Annotated in this window: 22 protein-coding genes and 2 tRNA genes; 21 read left to right on the forward strand and 3 right to left on the reverse strand. The window is 69.4% G+C overall.

Annotation, left to right across the window (positions count from 1 at the left end):
- The 8 genes from dnaA (at nt 1) to NFX31_RS00040 (ending at nt 10,499) form a co-directional block, all read left to right on the forward strand.
- On the forward strand, nt 1-1,401 hold the full coding sequence (gene dnaA / locus NFX31_RS00005) for a chromosomal replication initiator protein DnaA (protein WP_045250218.1): 1,401 nt from the start codon (nt 1-3) through the stop codon (nt 1,399-1,401).
- A gap of 522 nt (nt 1,402-1,923) precedes the next feature.
- Nucleotides 1,924-3,063: a DNA polymerase III subunit beta gene (dnaN, locus tag NFX31_RS00010; protein WP_045250219.1), complete on the forward strand. Its 1,140-nt coding sequence runs from the start codon at nt 1,924-1,926 to the stop codon at nt 3,061-3,063.
- The gene (locus tag NFX31_RS00015) at nt 3,063-3,515 is read left to right on the forward strand and encodes a GNAT family N-acetyltransferase (protein WP_091477894.1); all 453 of its coding nucleotides are present in this window, start codon (nt 3,063-3,065) and stop codon (nt 3,513-3,515) included. Before dnaN ends, NFX31_RS00015 begins: the two co-directional genes overlap by 1 nt.
- A gap of 54 nt (nt 3,516-3,569) precedes the next feature.
- On the forward strand, nt 3,570-4,769 hold the full coding sequence (recF, locus tag NFX31_RS00020; protein ID WP_262956393.1) for a DNA replication/repair protein RecF: 1,200 nt from the start codon (nt 3,570-3,572) through the stop codon (nt 4,767-4,769).
- Entirely contained in the window at nt 4,762-5,253 is a 492-nt protein-coding gene (locus NFX31_RS00025; RefSeq protein ID WP_045250222.1) for a DciA family protein, read from the forward strand. Before recF ends, NFX31_RS00025 begins: the two co-directional genes overlap by 8 nt.
- Before the next feature lie 118 nt (nt 5,254-5,371).
- Nucleotides 5,372-7,456 (forward strand): DNA topoisomerase (ATP-hydrolyzing) subunit B, encoded by a 2,085-nt coding sequence (gene gyrB, locus NFX31_RS00030; RefSeq protein WP_091477892.1) that lies wholly within the window; start codon nt 5,372-5,374, stop codon nt 7,454-7,456.
- A gap of 65 nt (nt 7,457-7,521) precedes the next feature.
- Complete coding sequence (gyrA, locus tag NFX31_RS00035) at nt 7,522-10,101, forward strand: DNA gyrase subunit A (protein WP_045250223.1); 2,580 nt, start codon at nt 7,522-7,524, stop codon at nt 10,099-10,101.
- Entirely contained in the window at nt 10,098-10,499 is a 402-nt protein-coding gene (locus NFX31_RS00040) for a DUF3566 domain-containing protein (protein ID WP_045250224.1), read from the forward strand. The genes gyrA and NFX31_RS00040 overlap by 4 nt, the downstream gene beginning before the upstream one ends.
- 81 nt (nt 10,500-10,580) lie before the next feature.
- Here NFX31_RS00040 and NFX31_RS00045 read toward each other — a convergent pair whose 3' ends face one another.
- A complete protein-coding gene (locus tag NFX31_RS00045; protein WP_045250225.1) occupies nt 10,581-11,294 on the reverse strand; it encodes a VIT1/CCC1 transporter family protein in 714 nt (237 codons plus the stop codon).
- Between the two features lie 171 nt (nt 11,295-11,465).
- Between NFX31_RS00045 and NFX31_RS00050 the strand changes: the two genes are divergently transcribed.
- The 5 genes from NFX31_RS00050 (at nt 11,466) to NFX31_RS00070 (ending at nt 14,680) form a co-directional block, all read left to right on the forward strand.
- Nucleotides 11,466-12,791 (forward strand): sensor histidine kinase, encoded by a 1,326-nt coding sequence (locus NFX31_RS00050; RefSeq protein ID WP_262956394.1) that lies wholly within the window; start codon nt 11,466-11,468, stop codon nt 12,789-12,791.
- Nucleotides 12,779-13,480, forward strand: coding sequence for a LuxR C-terminal-related transcriptional regulator (locus NFX31_RS00055; protein WP_045250226.1), 702 nt, complete (start codon nt 12,779-12,781; stop codon nt 13,478-13,480). The genes NFX31_RS00050 and NFX31_RS00055 overlap by 13 nt, the downstream gene beginning before the upstream one ends.
- Nucleotides 13,477-14,412: a DUF4097 domain-containing protein gene (locus NFX31_RS00060; protein WP_262956395.1), complete on the forward strand. Its 936-nt coding sequence runs from the start codon at nt 13,477-13,479 to the stop codon at nt 14,410-14,412. Before NFX31_RS00055 ends, NFX31_RS00060 begins: the two co-directional genes overlap by 4 nt.
- A 55-nt stretch (nt 14,413-14,467) precedes the next feature.
- A tRNA-Ile gene (locus tag NFX31_RS00065) sits at nt 14,468-14,541 on the forward strand.
- Nucleotides 14,542-14,607: 66 nt separating this feature from the next.
- A tRNA-Ala gene (locus NFX31_RS00070) sits at nt 14,608-14,680 on the forward strand.
- Between the two features lie 66 nt (nt 14,681-14,746).
- On the opposite strand, the gene yczR is transcribed toward NFX31_RS00070, so the two are convergent.
- Entirely contained in the window at nt 14,747-16,171 is a 1,425-nt protein-coding gene (gene yczR, locus NFX31_RS00075; protein ID WP_262956396.1) for a MocR-like transcription factor YczR, read from the reverse strand.
- 61 nt (nt 16,172-16,232) lie between these two features.
- Between yczR and yczE the strand changes: the two genes are divergently transcribed.
- The 3 genes from yczE to NFX31_RS00090 all read left to right on the forward strand — a co-directional run bounded on the left by yczE (nt 16,233) and on the right by NFX31_RS00090 (nt 18,525).
- Nucleotides 16,233-16,979: a membrane protein YczE gene (gene yczE, locus NFX31_RS00080; protein ID WP_338101479.1), complete on the forward strand. Its 747-nt coding sequence runs from the start codon at nt 16,233-16,235 to the stop codon at nt 16,977-16,979.
- Nucleotides 16,980-17,013: 34 nt separating this feature from the next.
- Nucleotides 17,014-17,835, forward strand: a complete 822-nt coding sequence (locus tag NFX31_RS00085; RefSeq protein WP_045250228.1) for a phosphatase PAP2 family protein — start codon at nt 17,014-17,016, stop codon at nt 17,833-17,835.
- Nucleotides 17,836-18,183: 348 nt separating this feature from the next.
- Nucleotides 18,184-18,525, forward strand: a complete 342-nt coding sequence (locus tag NFX31_RS00090; RefSeq protein WP_245762949.1) for an avidin-fold protein — start codon at nt 18,184-18,186, stop codon at nt 18,523-18,525.
- 29 nt (nt 18,526-18,554) lie between these two features.
- Here NFX31_RS00090 and NFX31_RS00095 read toward each other — a convergent pair whose 3' ends face one another.
- Nucleotides 18,555-19,130 carry an Lrp/AsnC family transcriptional regulator gene (locus NFX31_RS00095; protein ID WP_248700411.1) on the reverse strand — a complete coding sequence of 192 codons (576 nt, stop codon included), beginning with the start codon at nt 19,128-19,130 and terminating at the stop codon, nt 18,555-18,557.
- Nucleotides 19,131-19,261: 131 nt separating this feature from the next.
- On the opposite strand from NFX31_RS00095, the gene NFX31_RS00100 reads away from it, so the two are divergent.
- The 5 genes from NFX31_RS00100 to NFX31_RS00120 all read left to right on the forward strand — a co-directional run bounded on the left by NFX31_RS00100 (nt 19,262) and on the right by NFX31_RS00120 (nt 24,662).
- Complete coding sequence (locus NFX31_RS00100) at nt 19,262-20,851, forward strand: ABC transporter substrate-binding protein (protein ID WP_262956397.1); 1,590 nt, start codon at nt 19,262-19,264, stop codon at nt 20,849-20,851.
- Between the two features lie 79 nt (nt 20,852-20,930).
- Nucleotides 20,931-21,998: an ABC transporter permease gene (locus NFX31_RS00105; RefSeq protein WP_248700412.1), complete on the forward strand. Its 1,068-nt coding sequence runs from the start codon at nt 20,931-20,933 to the stop codon at nt 21,996-21,998.
- Nucleotides 21,995-22,918, forward strand: coding sequence for an ABC transporter permease (locus tag NFX31_RS00110; RefSeq protein WP_045250231.1), 924 nt, complete (start codon nt 21,995-21,997; stop codon nt 22,916-22,918). Before NFX31_RS00105 ends, NFX31_RS00110 begins: the two co-directional genes overlap by 4 nt.
- Before the next feature lie 35 nt (nt 22,919-22,953).
- Nucleotides 22,954-23,811 carry an ABC transporter ATP-binding protein gene (locus NFX31_RS00115; protein ID WP_262956398.1) on the forward strand — a complete coding sequence of 286 codons (858 nt, stop codon included), beginning with the start codon at nt 22,954-22,956 and terminating at the stop codon, nt 23,809-23,811.
- A complete protein-coding gene (locus NFX31_RS00120; protein ID WP_262956399.1) occupies nt 23,808-24,662 on the forward strand; it encodes an ABC transporter ATP-binding protein in 855 nt (284 codons plus the stop codon). The genes NFX31_RS00115 and NFX31_RS00120 overlap by 4 nt, the downstream gene beginning before the upstream one ends.
- Nucleotides 24,663-24,728: the final 66 nt, after the last annotated feature.

Genomic DNA, 24,728 nt, shown 5'->3' on the forward strand with positions numbered 1-24,728 from the left:
ATGTCCGCATCCGCAGCGTCCGACGTCCCGATCTGGGACGAGCTGCTCGCCGAGCTGGCCGGCGACGAGCGCGTCACCGCCCCGCTGCAGGGATTCCTCAACCTCGCCGTCCCCGCCGGCGTGATGACCGCCACGCTCTACCTCGAGGTGCCCAACGATCTCACCGCCGGGCAGATCAACAAGCGGCTGCGCCTGCCGATCATGGAGGCCCTCGCGCGCATCGGCGACGAGGTCACGTCCTTCCGGGTCACGGTCAACCACGACATGGTGGATCAGCAGACCGTGCCGATCCCCGTGACGGACTTCGCATCGGCCCGCCAGGAGCCCGCTCGCGTCGAGTCGCCCATCGAGCAGCAGCCCACGCCGATCCGCCACGAGTCGCGCCTCAACCCGAAGTACGTCTTCGACAACTTCGTCATCGGGCAGTCCAACCGCTTCGCCCACGCGGCGGCGGTGGCCGTGGCCGAGGCGCCGGCGAAGGCCTACAACCCGCTCTTCATCTACGGCGGTCCGGGCCTCGGCAAGACCCACCTCCTGCACGCCATCGGCGACTACGCGCAGTCCCTGTACGCCGGGGTCAAGGTGCGCTACGTGTCGAGCGAGGAGTTCACGAACGACTTCATCAACTCGATCGCGAACAACCGCGGATCCGCCTTCCAGGCGCGGTACCGCGAGGTCGACATCCTCATGATCGACGACATCCAGTTCCTCCAGGGTCGCGCGGAGACCCAGGAGGCGTTCTTCCACACGTTCAACCAGTTGCACGACCACAACAAGCAGGTCGTCATCACGAGCGATGTGCCGCCGAAGCACCTCACCGGCTTCGAGGAGCGGATGCGCAGCCGCTTCGAGTGGGGCCTGATCACCGACGTGCAGGCGCCCGACCTCGAGACGCGCATCGCGATCCTCCGCAAGAAGGCGCAGAGCGAGCAGCTCCACGTGCCGGACGACGTGCTGGAGTACATCGCGACCAAGGTGTCCTCGAACATCCGCGAGCTCGAGGGCGCGCTCATCCGCGCGACCGCCTTCGCGAACCTGAACCGCTCGGCCCTCGACATCGCCACCGCCCAGACCGCGCTGCGCGACATCGTCGACCAGGACGAGGACAGCATCGTCTCGCCGACCGACATCATCACCACCACGGCGAACTACTTCAAGCTCACCGAGGACGACCTCTACGGCTCCAGCCGGTCGCAGCAGATCGCGACCGCACGCCAGATCGCCATGTATCTGTGCCGCGAGCGCACCAATCTCTCACTCCCCAAGATCGGCCAGCTCTTCGGCAACCGCGACCACACCACTGTGATGTACGCGTACAAGAAGATCAGCGAGCTCATGAAGGAGCGTCGCGCGATCTTCAACCAGGTGACCGAGATCACCGCGCAGCTCAGCCGGCGCTGAGCCCGGTCTCGGCTCGCACACCCCGGCACGGATCCCCGCTCATCGGCCCCAGGACGGCCGTGAGCGGCTTCGACGCGCCCGGAGGGCGGATTCTGGCATGCGCCCCGTCCGCGCGTCCACATGTGGATAACTTGGGGATATCTCCGCGATCGGACGGCATGGATTCCCCACATCGGACCCCGATCTGTGGATAACTCGGGGACGGCGAGGAAGCGACCCCGCCCCGAGACCCCACTGTTTCCGCAGGATCTCCACAAGTGACAGACGTGTAGTTCCCTACAGCCGCACAGCATCCCCAGACTTATCCACAGTCTCCACAGGTGTTAACACCGTTAAGAACTCCTTTCGAATCTCCGGCCATCGATCACCTCCCGGTGCCGGGCTGGGGACGGATCCGGATCCGAGGGCCCTCGACCTGGACGCGACGCTTCGTGGCATTAGCATGGGATCCCCTGGTGTGTGCCAGCGGACGGAGGGCGCCATCGGCGCGACCCTTCGGAATCAGTCGACGAAGGAGCACCGGTGAGGTTCCAGGTCAATCGCGATGTGTTCAGCGAAGCAGTGTCCTTCGTCGTCAAGCTCCTGCCGCAGCGCAACCCGCAGCCGATCTTGGCCGGTGTGCTGATCGAGGCGGGCGACGGCGGTCTCACCCTGTCGGCGTTCGACTACGAGGCGTCCGCCCGCACCACGATCGAGGCCACGGTCGACGAACCGGGCACGATCCTCGTGCACGGGCGACTGCTCTCCGACATCGCCAGCCGACTGCCCAATGCGCCCATCGAGATCTCGGTCGAGGAGGACGGCGGCATCGCCGTCCGCTGCGGATCCGCGCGCTTCACGCTCGCCGCCATGCCGGTCGAGGAGTATCCGTCGATCCCCGAGGTCTCGGGCACCAGCGGACTGGTGCCCGCGGAGGAGTTCGGCACCGCGATCGCCCAGGTCGCCTTCGCCGCGTCCCGCGACGATGTCACGCCTGTGCTCACGGGCGTCCAGCTCGAAGTCGGCGACAACACGCTGAGCCTGGTCGCCACCGACCGCTACCGCGTGTCTCTGCGCGACGTGCCGTGGGACGGCGAGGGCGGCGAGCAGACCGCACTGGTCCCGGCGCGCACGCTCCAGGAGGTCGGGAAGACCTTCGGCCACGCCGGCACGATCCAGATCTCGTTCTCCGGCGCCGGCGATCGCGAGATCATCGCCTTCACCGCGGGCAACAAGACCGTGACCTCGCTGCTGATCAAGGGAAACTTCCCCCCGGTCAGGCGACTTTTCCCGGAGCAGACCGACCACCACGCGGTCGTCAGCACCGCCGACCTCATGGAGGCGGTCCGCCGCGTCGCCCTCGTGCTGGACCGCTCGGCTCCCCTGCGATTCACGTTCGATACGTCGAGCGTCACCATGGACGCGTCGGGCGGGGAGCAGGCCCGTGCCTCCGAGTCGGTCGACGCCCACCTGAACGGCGAGGACGTGACCCTCGGCCTCAACCCGCAGTACCTGCTCGAGGCGCTCGGCGCGGTCAAGAGCGAGTTCGTGCGTGTGACGTTCACCTCCTCCGACAACGCCAACAAGCTCAGCCCGGTTCTGATCACCAGCCAGACCTCGGTCGACCAGGCGGGACTCGACTCGTTCAAGTACCTCCTGCAGCCGAACCTCCTGCTGCGCTGATGCGCCTGGACCCGATCGATCCCGCCCTCGCGGCGCGGATCGTCGCCCGGGACGAGCGTGCCGGCGACGACTGGCACGCGGAATACCCGTTCGAGGACGAGCGGGATCCGCTGCGCGCGCTCGCGGCGCGGGAATCCGCGGATCCGGTGTTCACGATGTACGTCATCCGCGATGACGAGGGCGTCGCCGTCGGAGGTTTCGGGTTCTTCGGTCCGCCCGACCAGAGCGGCACGGTCGAGTTCGGCTACGGCCTGGTGCCCTCGGCGCGGGGTCGGGGGCTCGCGACCGCGGCGGTCGCCGAAGGCCTGCGGATCGCGGCGGCGCACGGAGCTGTCCGCGCGATCGCGGACACCGAGGAGACGAACTCCGCTTCGCTCGCGGTGCTCGCCCGCTCCGGCATGACCGAGACGCGACGCGAGAACGGCTTCGTCCACGTCGCGCGCGAGCTCTGATCGCGGGCGCTCCGCCCGGTCCCGCTGTCGGAGCCCGCGGGTAAGGTTGCTCGGGTGATTGTGGAGCACCTCAGCCTCGTGGACTTCCGCAATTACGCGACCGCCGAACTCACGCTGCACCGCGGTCCGAACGTGCTCGTCGGGCGCAACGGCCAGGGCAAGACCAACCTCGCCGAGGCGATCGTCTTCCTCGCGACCCTGGGCTCCCACCGGGTCTCCTCGGACGCCCCCATGGTGCGCGACGGCCACGAGGCTGCGATCGTCCGCGCGCGGCTCGCGCACGGTGCGAGAAAAGTCCTGATCGAAGTCCAGATCAATCGGCAGGGATCGAACAAGGCGCGGGTCAACGGCGCCCCGGGACGCACCGCGGACCTCCCCCGCTACGCCCATGTCGTGCTCTTCGCTCCGGAGGATCTGCAGATCGTGCGCGGCGATCCGTCCTCGCGGCGGCGCTTCGCCGACCAGCTGCTGATCCAGCGCACCCCGCGCATGTCCGCTGTGCTCGCCGACTACGACCGGGTGCTGCGCCAGCGCACCGCGCTGCTGAAGTCGGCCCGGGCGCGCGGGATCAAGGCGGAGGCCCTCAGCACGCTCGACGTCTGGGACGACAAGCTCATCGCGCTCGGCTCCGAGATCATCGACGCGCGCTCCCGCCTCGCGGCGGACCTGCAGCCCGGCGTGGCGGACGCGTACGCCGCGATCGCCGGCGAGGATCACGATCCGCGGCTGCACTGGGCGCAGTCGATCCGCGGGGGCGACCCCGAGGAGGGGGACGACGCCGAGGATGCCGCCGGTTCCGGCACCACGGCGGAGCTGTTCCGCACCGCCCTCTCGGCGAAGCGACCGGCCGAGCTGGAGCGTGGCCTCACCCTGGTCGGTCCGCATCGCGACGATCTCGTGCTGCGGGTGCGGGACCTGCCGGTCAAGGGATACGCCTCGCACGGGGAGTCCTGGTCGATCGCACTCGCGCTGCGACTCGCCTCGGCGGAGCTGCTGCGCGCGGAGTCGCCGGCCGGGGACCCGGTGCTGATCCTCGACGACGTCTTCGCCGAGCTCGACGCCGAGCGTCGCCGGCGGCTGGCCGGGATCACCGCCGGGTACGAGCAGGTGCTGGTGACCGCCGCTGTGGAGGAGGACATCCCCGAGGTGCTGCACCGGCACGTGGTGCGCATCTCCGCCGGCACCATCACCGACGAGCGCGAGGCCGTGCCCGCCGACCCCGACCTCGACGACGCGGAGGCGCACGATGGCTGAGCACGGCGAACCCGAGATCCCGGAGACCGTCGCGACCTACCTGCGCCTGCGCGGGCTCAAGCCGAGCTCGAAGAACTGGAAGCGCAAGAAGCGGATCGTCGACGACGAGAACGCGCCGTTCACGCCGGGCCGGGATCCGGGATCGCTCGGCGACGTGCTCGCGAAGCTCACCCGCGACGCGGGCTGGGAAGCGGCGCTGAGCCGTGAGGACCTGGTGCTGCAGTGGGCGGAGCTGGCGGGGCCGGACACCGCCAAGCACTCCGAGCCGGTGTCGCTCGAGGGCGGGATGCTCACCGTCAAATGCGACTCGACGGCGTGGGCGAAGAACCTGCAGTACATGCGCGCGGTCATCATCACGGAGATCGGCCGGCGATACCCGGAGGCCGGAGTCGAGAACATCCGCTTCGTCGGACCGGACGTCCCTTCCTGGAAATGGGGCCCCAGAGTCGCTCCAGGGCGCGGTCCGCGCGATACCTACGGCTAGGACATGATCCGTCCTGCTCCACCGTCGTTAAGGCGCGCAGAAGCGCGTACAACGAGACAGGAAGGGGTCTTTCCGATAGACTGAGAGCCTAGATCTTCGATGTGGAGCCTCCCCTCAGATGACGCCTGAAACCCCCTCTGACGCGAACGAATCGACCCAGACGGGGGCTGAAGCACCCGGATCCGCGACGACTTCGAACGACTCCGGTGCTCCCGCGGCCCAGGCGGCGGAGTACGGCGCCGACTCGATCCAGATCCTCGAGGGTCTCGAGGCCGTGCGCAAGCGCCCCGGCATGTACATCGGATCCACGGGTCCGCGCGGACTCCACCACCTCGTGTACGAGATCGTGGACAACTCCGTCGACGAGGCCCTCGCCGGCTACGCCGACACGATCCTGGTCACGCTGCTCGCCGACGGCGGTGTGCGCGTGGTCGACAACGGTCGCGGCATCCCCGTCGACCCGCACTCCTCCGACCCGACCAAGTCGACGGTCGAGGTGGTGCTGACGATCCTGCACGCCGGCGGCAAGTTCGGCGGCGGGGCCTACGCGGTCTCGGGCGGACTGCACGGCGTCGGCTCCTCCGTCGTGAACGCGCTGTCCACGCGCTTCGAGGTCGAGGTCAAGCAGAAGGGCTTCGTCTGGCGGCACAGCTTCGCCGACGGCGGCGCCCCGCAGCAGCAGCTCGAGAAGGGCGAGGCCACGACCGAGACCGGAACCGCGATCACGTTCTGGCCGGACGGCACCATCTTCCAGGAGACCGTCGAGTTCGACTACGACACCCTCCGCACCCGGTTCCAGCAGATGGCGTTCCTGAACAAGGGCCTGCGCATCGAGCTGCACGACGAGCGCGAGGGCGCGACGGTCGACGAGGAGGTCGACGGCACCGTCGTGACCCGCCAGCGCGCCGACGTCTTCTTCTACGAGCGGGGACTCGTCGACTACGTCGAGTACCTGAACCACGTGCGCAAGGCCGATGTGGTCAACGACGAGATCATCGCTTTCGAGTCCGAGGACACGGCGCGCAAGATCTCCCTCGAGGTCGCGATGCAGTGGACCACCGGCTACACGGAGAACGTGTTTACCTACGCCAACACGATCAACACGCACGAGGGCGGCACCCACGAGGAGGGCTTCCGCGCCGCGCTGACGACGCTCGTCAACCGCTACGCGCGCGCCAACAACATCCTCAAGGAGAAGGACGACAACCTCACGGGCGACGATGTGCGCGAGGGACTCACGGCCGTCATCTCGATCAAGCTGGGCGAGCCGCAGTTCGAGGGCCAGACGAAGACCAAGCTGGGCAACACCGAGGCGAAGGCGTTCACGCAGAAGGTCGTCGGCGATCAGCTCGGCGACTGGTTCGACCGGAACCCGAAGCAGGCCAGGAACGTGGTGACGAAGGCCGTCGAGGCCGCGACCGCGCGCATGGCCGCACGCAAGGCGCGCGAGACCGCGCGCCGCAAGAGCGTGTTCGAGTCGGCGGCGATGCCGGACAAGCTCAAGGACTGCACCAGCAAGGATCCGTCGATCTCCGAGATCTTCCTCGTGGAGGGCGACTCGGCCGGCGGTTCGGCCGTGCAGGGGCGCGACCCGCACACCCAGGCCATCCTGGCGCTGCGCGGCAAGATCCTGAACGTCGAGCGCGCGCGTCTGGACAAGGCACTGGCCAACAAAGAGGTCCAGGCGATGATCCAGGCCTTCGGCACGGGCATCGGCGAGGACTTCGACCTCGAGAAGGCCCGCTATCACAAGATCGTGCTGATGGCCGATGCCGATGTCGACGGCCAGCACATCACGACGCTGCTGCTCACGCTGCTCTTCCGCTACATGCGCGGGCTCATCGAGGCCGGCTTCGTGTTCCTCGCGATGCCCCCGCTGTACCGCCTGAAGTGGACGAACGCGCCGCACGAGTACGTCTACTCCGACGCCGAGCGCGATGCGCTGCTGAACGACGGGCTCGCGAACGGGAAGCGGATCCCGAAGGACGCCGGCATCCAGCGCTACAAGGGTCTCGGCGAGATGAACGCCAAGGAGCTGTGGGAGACCACGATGGATCACACCACCCGCACGCTCCGTCAGATCACGATCGACGACGCCGCCGCGGCGGATGAGATCTTCAGCGTGCTGATGGGCGAGGACGTCGAGTCGCGCCGCAGCTTCATCCAGCGCAACGCCAAGGACGTGCGGTTCCTCGACATCTGATCCCTTGACGGGATCCGCGCGCCGCAGCGCGCACAGAACTTCTGGACCACTCAGGAAGAGCAGACATGGCTGACGACGAAGAGATCATCACGAACGAGGGTGCGCAGGACATCCGGGACGGCCACAACCACGGCAAGATCGACCAGGTCGACCTGCAGTCGGAGATGCAGCGGTCGTACCTCGACTACGCGATGGCGGTCATCGTCGGTCGTGCGCTCCCCGACGTGCGCGACGGCCTCAAGCCCGTGCACCGCCGTGTGATCTACGGGATGTACGACGGCGGCTTCCGTCCGGACAAGTCGTTCTCCAAGTGCGCCCGCGTGGTAGGCGAGGTGATGGGTCAGTACCACCCGCACGGCGACACCGCCATCTACGACACCCTCGTGCGCCTCGTGCAGCCGTGGTCGCTGCGCTACCCGCTCGCGCTCGGCCAGGGCAACTTCGGCTCCCCGGGCAACATGGGCGCCGCCGCGCCGCGATACACCGAGACGAAGATGGCTCCGCTCGCGCTCGAGATGGTGCGCGACATCGAAGAGGAGACCGTCGACTTCTCGCCGAACTACGACGGCCAGACCGAGGAGCCCGACGTCCTGCCGGCGCGTTTCCCGAACCTGCTCGTGAACGGGTCGATCGGCATCGCGGTGGGCATGGCCACCAACATCCCTCCGCACAACCTGCGCGAGGTGTCCGAGGCCGCGCTCTGGGCGCTGGAGAACCCCGGACTCCCCCGTGAGGAGCTGCTCGACGGGCTGATCCAGCGGATCCCCGGACCGGACTTCCCGACCGGCGCGCAGATCCTCGGCACCAAGGGGATCCACGAGGCGTACCGCACCGGGCGCGGATCCATCACGATGCGCGCGGTGGTCGGCGTCGAGGAGATCCAGGGCCGCACGTGCCTCGTGATCACCGAGCTCCCGTACCAGGTGAACCCCGACAACCTCGCCGTCAAGATCGGCGACCTCGCCCGTGAGGGCAAGATCACCGGCATCGCCGACATCCGCGACGAGTCCAGCGACCGCACCGGTCAGCGTCTCGTGATCGTGCTCAAGCGCGACGCCGTCGCCAAGGTCGTGCTGAACAACCTGTACAAGCACACCCAGCTGCAGGACAACTTCGGCGCGAACATGCTCGCGATCGTCGACGGCGTGCCCCGCACGCTCGCGCTCGACGGCTTCGTCACGCACTGGCTCGACCACCAGATCGAGGTCATCGTGCGGCGCACGAGGTACCGCCTCGCGAAGGCCGAAGCGCGCATGCACATCCTGCAGGGATACCTCAAGGCGCTCGACGCGCTCGACGAGGTCATCGCCCTGATCCGCCGTTCGCCCACCGCGCAGGAGGCGAACGAGGGTCTGCAGCAGCTGCTCGGCATCGACGAGGAGCAGGCGCAGGCCATCCTCGACATGCAGCTGCGGCGCCTGGCCGCGCTCGAGCGCCAGAAGATCATCGACGAGGCGACCGAGCTCGAGGCGCGGATCGCCGACTACAAGGAGATCATCGCCGACGAGGGGCGCCAGCGCACCATCATCCGCGAGGAGCTCACGGCGATCGTCGACCGCTTCGGCGACGAGCGCCGCACGCACATCCTGCACGGCTTCGACGGCGACGTCTCGATGGAAGACCTCATCGCCGAAGAGGAGATGGTCGTCACAGTCACCCGTGAGGGCTACATCAAGCGCACACGCAGTGACAACTACCGCTCGCAGCACCGCGGCGGCAAGGGCGTCAAGGGCGCGCAGCTGCGCGCCGACGACCTCGTCGAGCACTTCTTCGTGACGACCACGCACCACTGGCTGCTGTTCTTCACGGACAAGGGCCGCGTGTACCGCACCAAGGCGTACGAGATCCCCGAGGCCGGCCGCGATGCGAAGGGCCAGCACGTCGCGAACCTGCTCGCGCTGCAGCCGGACGAGAAGATCGCGCAGATCCTCGACATCCGCGACTACGCCGCGGCGCAGTATCTCGTGCTCGCCACCCGCGGCGGCCTGGTGAAGAAGAGCCGCCTCGGCGACTACGACACCAACCGTCAGGGCGGCGTCATCGCGATCCGCCTCCGCGAGGAGGACGAGCTGGTCAGCGCTTTCCTCGCCGACGCCACCGACGACGTGCTGCTCATCAGCCGCCACGGCATGTCGGTGCGCTTCCACGCGACCGACGAGGCGCTGCGCCCGATGGGCCGCGCCACCGAGGGCGTGAAGGGGATGCGGTTCAACGGCGACGACAGTCTGCTGTCGGCGTCGCTCGTGACGGCCGAGGGCTACGTGTTCGTCGTCACCGACGGCGGCTACGCGAAGCGCACCTCGGTCGACGAATACCGGGTGCAGGGCCGCGGCGGTCAGGGCATCAAGGTCGCGAAACTGAACGATGACCGGGGCATCCTGGCAGGGGGTCTGATCGTCCAGGAAGACGATGAGGTCCTTGTGGTTCTTGCCAGCGGCAAGGTGGTACGCTCTGCCGTGGCCGAGGTGCCGGCGAAGGGTCGCAACACCATGGGCGTGGTTTTCGCCCGGACCGATGAGGACGATCGGATCCTTGCGATCGCGCGGAACACCGAGCGAGGCCTGGCCGACAGCGAAGAGTCCGAGGACTCCGGTGCCGCCCCCGAGACCGAATCCCCCGAAGCCCCCGAAGGAACTGACGCATGAGCACGGTAGCCGACAAGCTCGCGAAGAAGTCGTCCCGGAAGACCTCCAGCAAGCAGGTGCGCCTGCGCCTGGTCTACATCGACTTCTGGTCGGCAGTGAAGCTGTCGTTCCTGGGCGCGATCGCGATCGCCATCGTCACCCTGGTCTCGTTCCTGCTGATCTACCTGGTGGTGGATGCGACGGGTCTCATGGGCAAGGCCGACGAGTTCGTGGCCGGCATCGCCGACGGCGCCAAGCTCAGCAGCCTGATCGGGCTGCCGCAGGTGCTGGCGTTCGGATCCGTCTGCGCGATCCTGAACCTCATCGTCTTCACGGTGATGGGTGCTGTCGTCGCGGGCATCTACAACTTCGCGGTGAAGGTGACGGGCGGCCTGCTCGTCGGGTTCACCTCGAACTGACACCGCCTCGACGCGAGAAGGCCCGGATCCACGGATCCGGGCCTTCGTCGTCCTCCGGGGATTCCCCGAGCGGAGTTCAGGTCACACCACCCCGGTCGTGCCGAGCAGGGTGCCGATGAGCCAGGTCGCGGCGAGAGCCAGTGCGCCGCCGATCACCAGCCGGATCGACGCGCGCGTCGGGCTCGAGCCGCCGATCCGCGCCGAGAGCGCACCGGTCGCCGCGAGGGCGATCAGCACGGCGACGAACGTGACCGGCACACGCCACGCGGGCGGCGGCAGCAGGATCGCCAGCAGCGGCAGGATCGCCCCGGCCGTGAAGGCGATCGCCGAGGAGAGCGCCGCGTGCCAGGGGTTGACGAGATCGTCCTGGTCGATGCCCAGCTCCACCTCGAGGTGCGCGGCGAGGGCGTCGTGGGCGGTGAGCTCGACGGCGACCTGATGCGCGGTCTGCTCGCTGAGCCCGCGCTGCCGGTACAGGTCGGTGAGCTCGGCGAGCTCCTGCTCCGGCATCGTGCGCAACTCCTCGCGCTCCTTGGCGATCAGGGCGTGCTCGCTGTCGCGCTGACTGCTGACGGAGACGTACTCTCCGAGCGCCATCGAGATCGCCCCGCCGATGAGGCCGGCGAGGCCTGCCACCAGCAGCGCGGCGTTGTCGGTCGTCGCACCGGCGACGCCCACGACGAGCGAGGCGACGGAGACGATGCCGTCGTTCGCGCCGAGGACGCCGGCGCGGAGCCAGTTCAGGCGCTGGCCGAGTCCCGTCCCGTGCGGTTCGTCCGGATGTGCCGTGCTCACGACAGATCCTCTCGTTCGCTCAATGCATGCATGGCATCACGTAAGCACGAGATCGTGCGCGCGTCCAACGAGGCTAGGCATGCATAACCCCGCACGCGTTACGGAAAACCCGAAACGGTTGCTCCGGATGCCTCCGTTCCCTGCCTCCGAACGCGCCCGTAGCGTGGAGTCATGCCAGCAGCGAGCGAACGGAGTGCGTCGAACGTGACCACCGCACCGTCTTACGATCCTCCCCCGGCGGGCACCGCCGCCGGCCCGGCCGCGGAATCCGTCCGCACACCCGTGCGCCTGTTCCTCACGATCCTGGAGCTGGCCGCACTCGGCTTCCTCGGATCCGGAGTCGCAGGTCTCCTCGGCGGGGCCGTGGGCATCGGGATCGGGCTCAGCGTCTTCGGCGTCGGCCTGGTGGTGCTGGTCGGTCTCGTGTACGCGCTGTTCGGGATCGGGTGGTTCGAGATCGCCCGGCTGAACGGGCTCTACGGATTCGACCTCCCGGCGCTGCGCCGGCGTCCGCGAGAGCGTCCGGGCTTCGGCGGCTGGCTGCTCTCGCTCTGGCGGCAGGCGTACAACGGCCGCATGTGGCGGGCGCTCGCGAACTTCGCGATCGCGTGCGCCCTCGGGTCGCTCGTGCTGCGGCTCATGACGTGGTTCGGCTGGTCGGCGGTCACGGCGTTCGCGCCGCTGTTCACCGGCGCCGACGTGGACACCGGCTGGGGCACGCGGTATCCCAGCGCCTGGGCGCCCCTCGTCGGCGGGGCCGGGGCGGCCGCCGCGGTCGTCGGGATCATCGGCATCGCCCTGCTCCACCGGGTGATCTCCCGCGGGATCGTCGCGACTCCGGACCGCAACCTCGATCTCAGCGAACAGGTGCGCACCACCACGGCGCAGCGGGCGGGTGCCGTGCGTGCCGCGGACGTGGAGCGCACCCGTATCGAGCGGGACCTGCATGACGGCGTGCAGCCGAGGCTCGTCTCCGTGGGCATGACCCTCGGCATGGCGCAGCAGAAGATCGACACGGATCCGGAGGCCGCGAAGGCGCTCATCGCCGAAGCGCACACCTCGACGAAGGCCGCGATCACCGAGCTGCGCCAGCTCGCCCGCGGCATCCACGCCTCGGTGCTCGACGACCGCGGGCTGGACGCCGCTCTCTCGGCGCTCGCCGGTCGCTCGCCGGTGCCCGTGGTGCTCGACGTGCGGCTCGACGGCCGCTGCTCCCGCGACGCGGAGGCGGCCGTGTACTTCGCCATCGCGGAGTCGCTGACCAACGCCGCCAAGCACTCGCGTGCGAGCGAGTGCCGGGTCGTGGTGCGGGTGCGGGACGGCGGCACGCTGTGGGCCCGCGTGGAGGACAACGGCGTCGGCGGTGCCACCGTCGTCCCCGGTGGAGGGCTCGACGGCATCGGCAACCGGGCGCTCGCGGCCGGAGGCACGATCCGCCTGGACAGCCCGGTCGGCGGTCCCACCAGCCTGGAGGTGAGCGTCCCGTGCGCATCCTGATCGTCGAGGACTCGGTTCTGCTGCGCGAAGGACTGGTCCGCCTGCTCGAGGACGCCGGTCACACGGTCGTCGCCGCCCTGCCCGATGCCACCGCGCTCGACGAGACCGTCGACGCGAGCGACCCAGAGCTGTGCATCCTCGACGTGCGGCTCCCGCCGACCTTCGTGGACGAGGGGATCCGGGCCGCTCTGGCGCTGCGCCGCCGTCTCCCGCAGCTCCCCCTGCTCGTGCTCTCGCAGTACGTGGAGGAGCGGTATGCGTCGGACCTCATCGTCGCGCAGGGATCGGCCGGACCTCTCGGCTACCTGCTCAAGGACCGCGTCGCCGACGTCTCCGAGTTCATCGAGTCGGTGCAGCGGATCGCGGCAGGATCGACCGTGCTGGATCCGGAGGTCGTCGCGCAGCTGCTCACCCGGCGCAACCAGGACGATCGGATGCGCAGCCTCACCGAGCGCGAGCGGACGGTGCTCGCGATGATCGCCGAGGGCCGGTCGAACCAGGCCATCGCCGGCACGCTCTTCCTCTCCGAGGCGAGCGTCGAGAAGCACATCACCGCCATCTTCCAGAAGCTCGGGCTCGAACCCGACGAGTCCGGCAACCGCCGGGTGCTCGCCGCGATCGCCCACCTCTCCAGCACCGGCCGGGGCGGAGCCCCTGCCGGACCGACACAGACGGGAATCAGCCGATGACGAACCTCACCCCTCCTCCCCCCGGAACGGATCCGAGCGGCACGGCGCACGCGGACCCCGACGTCCTCACGGCGACGACGGAGCCGACCGGCGCGCCGAACCCCGCGCCGGCCGCGGGGGCCCGGCCTCCGCAGGGCGCGCTCCTGGCGATCACGATCGCCGCCGCGATCATCGGCGGCGGTGCGCTCGTCGTCGCCGGCGGCACCTCGGCCTTCGCCGCGATGCAGCAGGTGGCCACGGGCGACGGCGCGGACTCGCGCAGCACCACGGCGGACGTCCGTGGCGTCACGACGCTCAAGATCGACGTCGGCCGGGGAGCCGCGACGGTCCGCTTCAGCGATGTGACGGACGCGACCATGAGCGTGACGGGCGATGGCGGAGGCGACTGGACGATGCGCCGCGACGGCGATGTGCTGCGGGTGGACCGGCCCAACACGCCCTTCGGCTGGTGGATCGGAAGCTGGTTCGGCACGGATCCGCGGATGACGCTCACCCTTCCCCGGGAGCTGGAGGGCGAGCTGACCGGCGACCTGACGCTCAACGCGGGCTCCCTGACGACCGAGGGCCGCTTCGAGACGCTCTCGACGACCGTCAACGCCGGTTCCCTCACCGTCGACGGCGGTGCTGCGTCGGTGACCACGCGCGTCAACGCAGGCTCCGCGGAGCTGCGCCTGGACGATGTGACCACGGCGGACCTGTCCCTCTCCGCCGGTGATCTGAATGCCACCATCGGCGGATCCCAGCCGGATCTGATCCGCCTCGACGTCAGCGCGGGAACCATGGACGTGACGGTGCCGTCGGGGCGTTACGACCTCTCCAAGGACACGTCGGCCGGGAGCCTCGAGGCACGGATCCAGACCGATCCGTCGTCGCCGCACCGCATCCGGTCGAGCGTGTCCGCGGGGAGCGTCGTGATCCGCGAAGGGAGCTGACCGGGCTCGATTTCGTGATCGCGCCGCCGTCGGGTAAAGTCTTGGAGGTTGATACGGGGCTATAGCTCAGGCGGTTAGAGCGCTTCACTGATAATGAAGAGGTCCCAGGTTCAAGTCCTGGTAGCCCCACCGACACATGAGCGGATCCGAGCAATCGGATCCGCTCATTCGGTCGAAACCCGTCGTCAGCGACACGGGGCCTTAGCTCAGTTGGTAGAGCGCCTGCTTTGCAAGCAGGATGTCAGGAGTTCGAATCTCCTAGGCTCCACAGTTCAGAAACGGACCCGGTGCAACCGGGTCCGTTTCCTCGTTCTGGGGCAGTGCACGCGGAGCGTCAGACGACGGCTTCCGCGAGGGCCGCGACCGGCGAGATGCGAGGGGCGCCCGCGGTCACCCGCGCCCAGGACGCGGCGAGGATGTCGACGGCGCGCTCCAGCTCCCGGGGCTCGGTGGTGAAGGGGATCCGCAGGTGCCGCTCCTGCCCTCCCTCGACGGCGAAGCGCCCGCCGGCGCTGAGGTGCAACCCGTGCGCGGCGGCGTCGATCACGAGGGCGGAGCTGAGCGGCTCCCCCAGTCCCACCCAGAGCGCCACCCCGCCGTGCACGCGAGGGACGGTCCACTCCGGCAGGGCACGGGCGAGCGCGGCGGCGAGGGCGTCCCGGCCGTCCCTCAGCAGGGACGCGCGCTGCGGCAGGATCTCGTCGAGCCGCTGCACCACCCGGGTGGCCACGGCCTGCTCGAGGTCGGGGGTGCCGAGGTCGTGCGTCGTGCGGGCGGCCCGGAGCCTGCGGATCACGTCGTCCGCCGCGCGGATCCAGCCGATCCGCAATCCGCCCCACACCGACTTCCCCAGCGAGCCCACCCGGATCGTCGCTGAGCTGCCCGTGCCGAGCGGCTGCGGGCGCGGCAGCGGGTCGATGGCGAGGTCGGCGGTGGTCTCGTCGATGAGGAGGATGGATCCGGCATCGTGCGCAGCGCGTGCGAACACCGCCCGCTCCTCGGAGCTCATCGAGCACCCCGTGGGATTCTGGAACTCGGGCATCAGGTAGGCGAGGATCGGGCGGGTGCGCGCGAACGCCTGGGTGGCGCGGTCCAGATCCCAGCCGTGCCCGGACTCGACGGGCACGCCGACGAGCCGCGCGCCCACCCGGCGGAACGTCTCCATGGCATGCGGGTAGCTCGGGGTCTCCAGCAGCACGCGATCCGCGCGCCGCAGCAGCGTCGACGCGATGAGGTTCAGGGCGTGCTGCGCACCGGTGGTGACCATGATCTGCGAGGGCTTCGTCGGGATCCCCTGCCGGCTGTAGCGATCGGCGATCGCCGACCGCAGCTCCACGTGACCGAGGATGTCGTAGCCCGCGCGGGAGACGAGCGCGGTCGCCGACGCCGCGGCTTCGGCGATCACCCCGGGCAGTCCCGGCCAGGCGGGCGGGCTCGCCTGCTGGAGATCGATCCCCTCGCGGTCGAACCAGCGGGCCGCGGTGGTGCGACCGAGCGGCCGGGTCACGCTGCCGGATCCCTGCCGGCTGACGATGTGCCCGGTGCTGCGGAGCGCGCGGTACGCGGCGGCGACCGTCGTGCGGCTCACGCCCAGGGCCACGGCGAGCTCGCGTTCGGCGGGCAGCGCCGTCTCGGGCGCGATGCGATTGTCGAGGCAGAGCAGGCGGATGGCGTCCGCGAGGGCGTCGAACGCGGGTTCGCTGGTGCGCCAGAGCCCGAGCAGATCGACGAGGGCACGGGCGGAGAGCCGGGAGTCCATGAGGCCAGCCTAGGACGATTGGACTGAACGCAACAGTCCAGTTGTGCTCGATCATGGAGACATGACAAGAAGGGTGCTGCAGCTGCTGGTCGGTCTCGTGCTTTACGGCGTGGGAGACGGCCTCATGATCATCGCCGGTCTGGGTGTGGATCCGTGGACCGTGTTCGCCCAGGGCCTGTCCCGGCACACCGGCATCGGCGTGGGCTGGATCACGAACATCGTCGGCGTGCTCGTGCTCCTGCTGTGGATCCCGCTGCGGCAGAAGCCGGGCCTCGGCACCCTCCTGAACGTGCTGCTCGTCGGCACCGCGATCCAGGCGACCGTCACCGTGATCCCGCCCGTCCACGGCCTCCTCGCGCAAGTGCTCGTGCTGCTCGCCGGCGTGGTGGTGGTCGCGCTCGCCAGCGGGCTCTACATCGGCGCCCATTTCGGACCCGGTCCCCGTGACGGTCTGATGACGGGGATGAACGCGCGGCTCGGATGGCCGATCTGGGTGTCCCGCCTGTCCGTGGAGGTCAGCGTGCTCGCGATCGGGTGGCTGCTCGGCGGCACCGTCGGGGTGGGCACGGTCGTGTTCGCGCTCGGCATCGGACCCCTCGTGCACATCGCCCTGCCCCTGCTCGACACCGCCCGCGGGCGTCACGGCGACCAGAAGACGCCGGAACCCGTCGCACCGGTGGATTCCGGGCAGACCCGGGCCGGAGCCTCGGCTCCGCGGGGCATCCTGCTGCGCGGCGGAGTCGCGACGTACGACGACGCGCGCGCCGTCCGCGACCTGCGCGCGGCGCACGACCGCAGCGAGTGGTGAGCGACCGCACAGGTGGACCCGGCAAGATGGATCCATGGCGGAGAGACGTGGGATAGGACGATTCGCCCTCGCCGCCGTGGTGCTCGCGGCCTCCTTCGTCGTCACCTACCTGTTCTTCGTGCGCACCTACGTGGGGCAGATCGTCGATGAACGGGCGTTCGTCGGCGCCTCCGCCCAGCACGACGCGGTCTACAAGTTCATGGGCATGGTCCTGGGGAACGTGCCGACCGTCGCCGTCGGCGGCGGGATCCTCGCGACGCTCGTGATCGGGCTCGTGACGCGACGCTTCCGGCATCTGGTGGTCGCGCTCGGCGCGGGCGTCGTCGCGGTGATCGCCGCGGAGCTCGCGAAGCACGTGTTCCTGGAGCGGGCCGCGACCGGTGCGACCGACCTGCTGGACAATTCATTCCCGTCTGGGCATGCGACGGTCGCCGCCGCCGCGGGGTTCGCGGTCTTCGTCGTGAGCCCGTCGCGCTGGCGGCCGCTGGCCGCGATCATCGGCGGCGCGTTCGCCGTCTTGACGGGCATCGGCCTCGTGATCGAGCAGTGGCACCGACCCAGCGATGTGGTCGCCGCGTTCATGCTCGTCGCGGTATGCGGCTGTCTGGGAGGAATCGCCTTGCTGCTGTGGGGAGTGCCGGAAGCGGATCCGCCGGCGCGATCCCTGCGGGTGCTGTGGTGGGTGGCGGGAGCCGGTGCGATCGCCTCGGCGGTCGCCTTCGTGATCATCTTCATCACCGTGCAGAACCACGGCAGCCATCTCCAGATCGCCTACGCGGGTGGCGGCACGGCTATCCTGTCGGTCGGAAGCGCATTCGCCGCAGCCGGGAATGCGCTCTTCCGCAGGATTTCCTGACGCGGCGTCCCGAGGCGTTTGCGCAGTGCGCGCGGGATGATCGCAATGACCGGATCACACTCTCCGCATCCTGCAGGAGTCCCGGTCCGAGACCCTCGGAAAACAGCCGGTGAACAGCGGGTATACCGAAGCTCCCTCCGATCGCGGACGGGTGCGCCGGACCATTTCCGCATTCGCCGAGTAATCCACATGTGGATGAACCTGTTAATAGATCTCCGGGCCCGGACGATTGTCATTCGGAGAGCGCCGCCGAGCTCCTTCCGGAGTGCGCGGACGAGCCGGACCGGGGCCGCCTGCGCTCCCGTCGGGATTGCGCGGAAGCCCGTGCGCGGGTCCATACTCGTCGTCATGCCTTCCACCCTCTCCCTCGATGGACTGCGCTTCGCCATGGTCTCCTCGACCGCGAGCGCCGTCGACTCCGACGCCCCCACCACGTTCGACTACCACCAGGACGGCAGCCTCATCTGGGGCGAGTACACGGGCGACACGGTCACCGAGGGCCGCTTCGTCGGCGAGGTGGCCGGGGCCGAGGTGCGCGTCTCGTTCGCACATGCGCTGGCGAGCGACGGCACCGTGGTGCGCGGGGACGCGGTCAGCCGGGCGGAGCAGTCGGACGACGGCCGGATCCGTCTCATCGAGGACTTCGCGGTCGACGGCGTGGATCACGTCAGCGTCTGCGTGCAGGTCTGACCCCGACGCGCCGGCGGTCCCGGGCGGGATCAGACGCGGGTGCCGCGGCTGCCGTCGGTGCGGGTGAATCGCATCAGGCCGCTGTCGACGCCGATCGCGGCGCGCTCGGGGATCTCGTCCGGGAGCACGAACGGCCGCCGGAACACCTCGCCCATCACGATCGCGGTCTCGACCTTGGTGACCTCGGGCCGATCGGCGATCGTCCCGATCACGAGCGACTGCATGCGCTCCATGTCGACGCTGCGCACCAGGAGCATCACGTCGTGCTCCCCGGTCATCACCATCGCCGACTCGACGTCGGGCATCTCCCCGATCGCCTGCAGGAACGAGGTCCACGACTGCGGCTGGATGGTGCAGAACACCAGGGCGCTCACGCCGAGCCCCAGCCGGGTGGTGTCGACCTCCGCGGTGTAGCCCGTGATGATGCCGGCGCGCGTCAGCGACTCCACGCGCGAGTAGGCGCTGGCCCGCGAGATCCCGACCTCCTGGGCGAGCGCCGCGATCGAGATCCGTCCGTTGCGACGCAGCGCGCGGAGGATGTCGTACGCGATTTCGTCGATCGCGGGCGCGGATCGTCCAGACGCGGAGGGCTGATCTTCGGTCATGCTGGACATATTGCCGTAGTGATGGAAGCGTGACAATGGATTGCTCGAAATCGTCGCGAACGGTCGGATATAGTGCCGGGAAACCCGATCCGGTCGTCTGACCTGTCCATTTTTCAATGAGGAGGAAAGCCGTGGCCCGTTCCTATCGCCACGTCGCCGCAGCGCTCATCGCCGCGGCCGCCATCGCGCTCGCCGGCTGCTCCGGCGGCAACTCCGCGAGCAACAACTCCAGCGGTTCCTCTTCGGGCGGCACGCTCGTGGTCGACACCGCGTTCTCCCTCGAGACGGGCGACCCCGGTCGCAACTACGTGCCGACCGGGAACATGGTGCTGCACGCCGTCTACGACACCCTGCTCACGTTCCAGGGAGCCGACTCGACGACCCCGAAGCCCGACCTCGCGACCATGAAGCAGAACGCGGACGCCACCGAGTTCACCTTCACGATCCAGGACGGCCGCACCTTCTCCGACGGCACCCCCGTGACCGCGGACGACGTCGTCTTCTCGCTCGACCGGGTTGCGGGCATCACCGACTCCAAGGCGAACTTCCTCATGGCCGGCATCACGGTCGCCAAGGTCGACGACAAGACCGTGAAGCTGTCGACCAAGACGCCGTCGCTGCAGCTGCCCGCGATCGTCACCAACCCGTCGCTCGCGATCCTCAACTCGAAGGTCGTCAAGAAGAACGGCGGCACCACCGACGACAAGGACGGCGCGAAGAGCTGGCTCGACGCCAACTCGGCCGGATCCGGTCCCTACAAGCTGCAGTCGCTCGACCTCACCACTCAGGTGGTGCTCGTCAAGAACGACAAGTACGACGGCGCCGACAAGCCCGCCTACGACAAGATCGTGGTGCGCAACATCTCGCAGTCCTCCACGCAGCTCACCAACCTCAAGGGCGGCGACTCGAACGTGGCGGTCGACCTCTCCGGCGACCAGGTGAAGAACCTCGGCGACGGCTTCACCGTCGACTCCGCGCCCTCCGCCGAGACGCTGTTCCTGCTGATCAACCAGGACAAGAACGTGGGCGGCGTGACCGCCAACCCCAAGTTCGCGGAGGCCGTGCGCTACGCGCTGGACTACGACAAGCTGCTCGAGCTCGCCGGATCCGGATCCGCGCAGGCCACCGGCGTCATCCCGCCCATGTTCCCCGGCGCGAACAAGTCGGGTGCGAAGCAGGACCTGGACAAGGCCAAGGCCGCCCTCGCCGCCTCCGGCTACACCGGCCAGGAGGTCAAGCTGCAGTTCCCGAACGACAACCCGGTCGGCGGTGTGGAGTTCACGCCGGTCGCCGAGCGCGTGCAGGAGCAGCTGAAGGCCGTCGGCATCAACGTGACCCTCGCCCCCGCGCCGTTCGCAACCGAAGTGCAGCCCTACGTCAAGGCCCAGGAGGCGTTCTCGCTCTGGTACTGGGGCCCCGACTACGCCGACACCTCGTCGTTCCTGCCGTTCGGCCCTGGTCAGAAGGTCGGCCTGCGCGCCGGCTGGCCCGCCGAGGCCGACACCACGATCGCGGACCTCGTGACCAAGGCGCAGAACGCGACCACGGTCGACGCCCGCAACGCCGCGTTCAGCGACTACGCGAAGGCGATGCAGGAGTCCGGCCCGTTCGTGCCGCTGATCGTGCCCGGCATCAACCTCGCCAGCTCCACCAAGGTCGCCGGTCTCGAGTACAACGTGACCTGGACGCTGGACCTGCGGACGCTGCACCCCGCCCAGTGAGCCCTGCGGGGGCCGGAACCGCATCCGGCCCCCGCAGCACCAACGCCGACACAGACCCGCAGACCCGGAAGCGCCGATCTTGTCCGAGACCCGAGCCATCGCCACCCGAAGGACGAGGCAGTCGCAGCACACCCTGCTGCGGTTCCTCGCCCGCAGGGCCGTGACGAGCGTCATCCTGCTGTTCGGGATCGTGCTGGTCACCTTCTCCCTCACCGTGATCGTGCCCGGCGACCCGGTGCGCGCCGCCCTCGGCGAGGGCGCGTCGTCGAACCCGGCGACGGTCGCGGCGTTCCGCGAGAAGTACGGCCTCGACCAGCCCGTCTGGATCCGGTTCTTCCGCTACGTCGGCAATCTGCTGCAGGGCGACCTCGGCACCTCGATGACGACCGGACGCCCGGTGTCGGCCGATCTCGCCAAGGCCGTGCCGGCGACCGGCGAGATCGCGTTCTACGCGATCATCGTCAGCCTCGCCGTCGCGATCGTCCTCGGCACGCTCGCCGCGTACCGCCGGGGCAAGGCCACCGATCAGGTGGTGCGCGTGGTCACCCTGATCGGTCTGAGCATCCCGACCTTCTGGATGGCGATCCTCTGCTACCAGCTGTTCTTCATGAACCTGCACTGGGTGTCGGGATCCGGCCGGATCTCGCCCACGATCACACCGCCGCCCCGGATCACGGGGTTCTACACGATCGACTACCTGCTCAACGGCGACTCGGTCGGCTTCTTCGACGCCACCAGCCACCTGGCTCTGCCGGTGCTCGTGCTCAGCCTCTTCACCATCGCGACGCTCACCCGCTTCGTGCGCACCTCGGTGCTCGAGGTGCTCGACATGGACTACGCGCGCGCGGCGCGGGCGAAGGGCCTGAGCGGTCGCCGCGTCGTCATCGGCTACGTCCTGCGCGGCGCGGCGCTTCCGATCCTCACCCTCGTCGGCATCGCGTTCGGCAGCCTGCTCTCCGGAACCGTGCTGGTGGAGGCCGTGTTCGCCTGGCCCGGCCTGGGCACCTACGCGTACAACGCGTCGAAGAACCTGGACCTGCTCGCCGTCACCGGCGTCGGTCTCGTGGTCGGCGTGATCTACCTCGTCATCAACCTCGTCGTCGACGTGCTCTACGGCGTCCTGGACCCGCGAGTGAGGCTGTCGTGAACCTCGTCATCCCCGAGAAGCTCGCGCCGAAACGCCGGCGCTCCTGGCTGCCGCGCGCGTGGCGCACCCCGCTCGCGCTCGTCGGCACCGTGATCGCGCTCGTCTGGATCCTCGTCGCGATCCTCGCTCCGTGGATCGCGCCGCACGACCCGCTCGCGCAGGACCTGCCCCGGCTCGCCGCCCCGAGCGGCGACGCGATCATGGGCACCGACGTGAACGGCCGCGATGTCTTCTCCCGCCTGCTGCTCGGCGCCCAGACCACGATCCCGCTCGCGCTCATGCTCGTCGTGTGCGCCATGGTCGTCGGCACCATCGTGGGCGCGGTCGCCGGCTACCTCGGCGGCTGGGTGGACGAGGTGCTGATGCGCATCACCGACATGGTGATGGCGTTCCCCACCGTCATCCTCGCGATGGTGATCGCGGCCTCGCTGGGCCCCTCGATCATGAACGCCGTGATCGCCGGAATCATCGTCGCCTGGCCTCCGTATGCCCGCATCACGCGGTCGCTCGTGCTGGGACTGCGCACCCAGAACTACGTGGTCGCCGGCCGCCTGCTCGGCTCCTCGCCGCTGCGCTCGCTGGCGCGCGACGTGCTGCCGAACATCGCGGGTCCGGTACTCGTGCTCGCCTCGCTCGACATCGGCACGGCGATCCTGCTGCTCTCCGGCCTCTCCTTCCTGGGCCTCGGTGCGCAGCCGCCCACGCCGGAGTGGGGGACGATGATCGCCGCGGCGATGCAGAACACCTCGGCCTGGTGGCTCGGACTGTTCCCCGGCCTCGCCATCCTCAGCATCGTGATGGCGTTCAACTTCATCGGCGACTCGCTGCGCGACGCCCTCGACCCGCTCGCCGCGCGCGAGCGGGAGGCGGAGGCTCCCACCGCGGTGTCGGCCGCCGCGGCGACGGGGCAGGCGGCATGAGCGCGCATGCACCGAGCGACCGAAAGGGAGTCGAAGTGAGCACCGCACTCGCGATCCGCGATCTGCGCGTCGAGCTCGGCCAGAGCAGACGCAACCGCACCGAGGTCGTCAAGGGCATCTCGCTCGACCTCGTGCCGGGTCGCATCCAGGGTCTCGCCGGAGAGTCCGGATCCGGCAAGAGCATGACCGCCATGGCGATCCTCGGTCTGCTGCCCGCAGGCGGCACCGCGTCGGGATCGATCGTGCTCGGTGCGGACACCGAGCTCGTCGGGATGACGGGCAGGGCCTATCGCACGGTGCGCGGGAAGCGGATCGGGATGGTCTTCCAGGATCCTTCGGCGAGCCTGCACCCGCAGATCACCGTCGGCTCCCAGCTGGCCGACGGCATGCGCGCGCATCTGGGGCTCTCCCGCGCCGAGGCGCGCAGGCGCGCCGCCGAGCTCCTCGCCCTGGTCCGGGTGCCGAACCCCGAGGAAGCCCTGCAGAAGTATCCGCACCAGTTCTCCGGCGGGCAGCGTCAGCGCATCGCGATCGCGATCGCCCTGGCCTGCGAGCCCGAGGTGCTGCTCGCCGACGAGCCGACCACGGCGCTCGACGTCACCGTGCAGGCCGGCATCCTGCACCTGCTGCGCGACCTCGCCACCGAGCGCGACCTGGCCGTGCTGCTCGTCACCCACGATCTCGGCGTGATGAGCGCGATCGCCGACGAGGTGGCGGTCATGCGCGGCGGGCTCATCGTCGAATCAGGGTCCCGGACGCAGATCTTCCAGGATCCGCAGCATCCCTACACGCGTGAGCTGCTGGCGGCCATGCCCGATGCGCAGGACTCGCTCGTCGACGGTCCTGTCGGCGGCGCCGACGTGCACGACGCCGATGCGGAGGAGAACCGATGAGCGATCAGAAGCCGGTATTGCACGTGGGCTCCCTCGTCGTCGAGTACGGCGGGCGCACGGCGTTCCGCGCCGTCGACGGCGTCTCGTTCGACATCGCCGCCGGCGAGGTGCTCGCTCTGGTCGGCGAGAGCGGCTGCGGCAAGTCGTCGACCGCGCGAGCGGTGATCGGCATGGAGCGCCCCGCCGGGGGCACGGTGCTGTACCGCGACCGTCCCGTGCAGCCGCTGGGTCTTCGCACCCGGCCCAAGGAGCTCACGGCGATCCAGATGGTGTTCCAGGATCCGAACTCCTCGCTGAACCCGCGCATCCGCGTGGCGCAGCAGATCGCCGAGGGGTCGCGTGCCGCCCGCGCCCGCGGCGTCGACACCGAGGCGCCCTCGCACTGGCTCGAGGCCGTCGGCCTGTCCCCCGCCCTCGAGAACCGCTACCCGTACCAGCTCTCCGGAGGTCAGCGCCAGCGCGTCGCGATCGCCCGAGCGCTCGCCGCCAAGCCCGACCTCATCGTCGCCGACGAGCCGATCTCGGCGCTCGACGCATCGGCGCAGGCCTCGGTCGCCGCGATGATGCGCGAACTCTGCGTCGCCTCGGGCGCGGCGATGCTCTTCATCTCGCACGACCTCTCGGTGGTGCGCCTGATGGCCGACCGCGTCGCCGTGATGTACCGCGGGCGCATCGTCGAGTCGGGGGCCACTCCGGTGGTGTGGGCGAACCCCGTGCACCCGTACACGGAAGCGCTGCTGGATGCGATCCCGCACCCCGACGGCGAGGGCGTGCTTCCCGCGGCCCCCGCGTCCGAGGCGCCGTCGTCCTGGCGCGTGGAGATCCCCGAGGCTCTCGACCGCGTGCGCTGAGGCGCGACACACAGACTTCCCGGCGCGGGCCTGCCCCCCTGCGCCCGCGCCGGGAGATCCAACGGC

The organism is Microbacterium azadirachtae (assembly GCF_025583665.1).
GTDB classification, from domain to species: domain Bacteria; phylum Actinomycetota; class Actinomycetes; order Actinomycetales; family Microbacteriaceae; genus Microbacterium; species Microbacterium azadirachtae.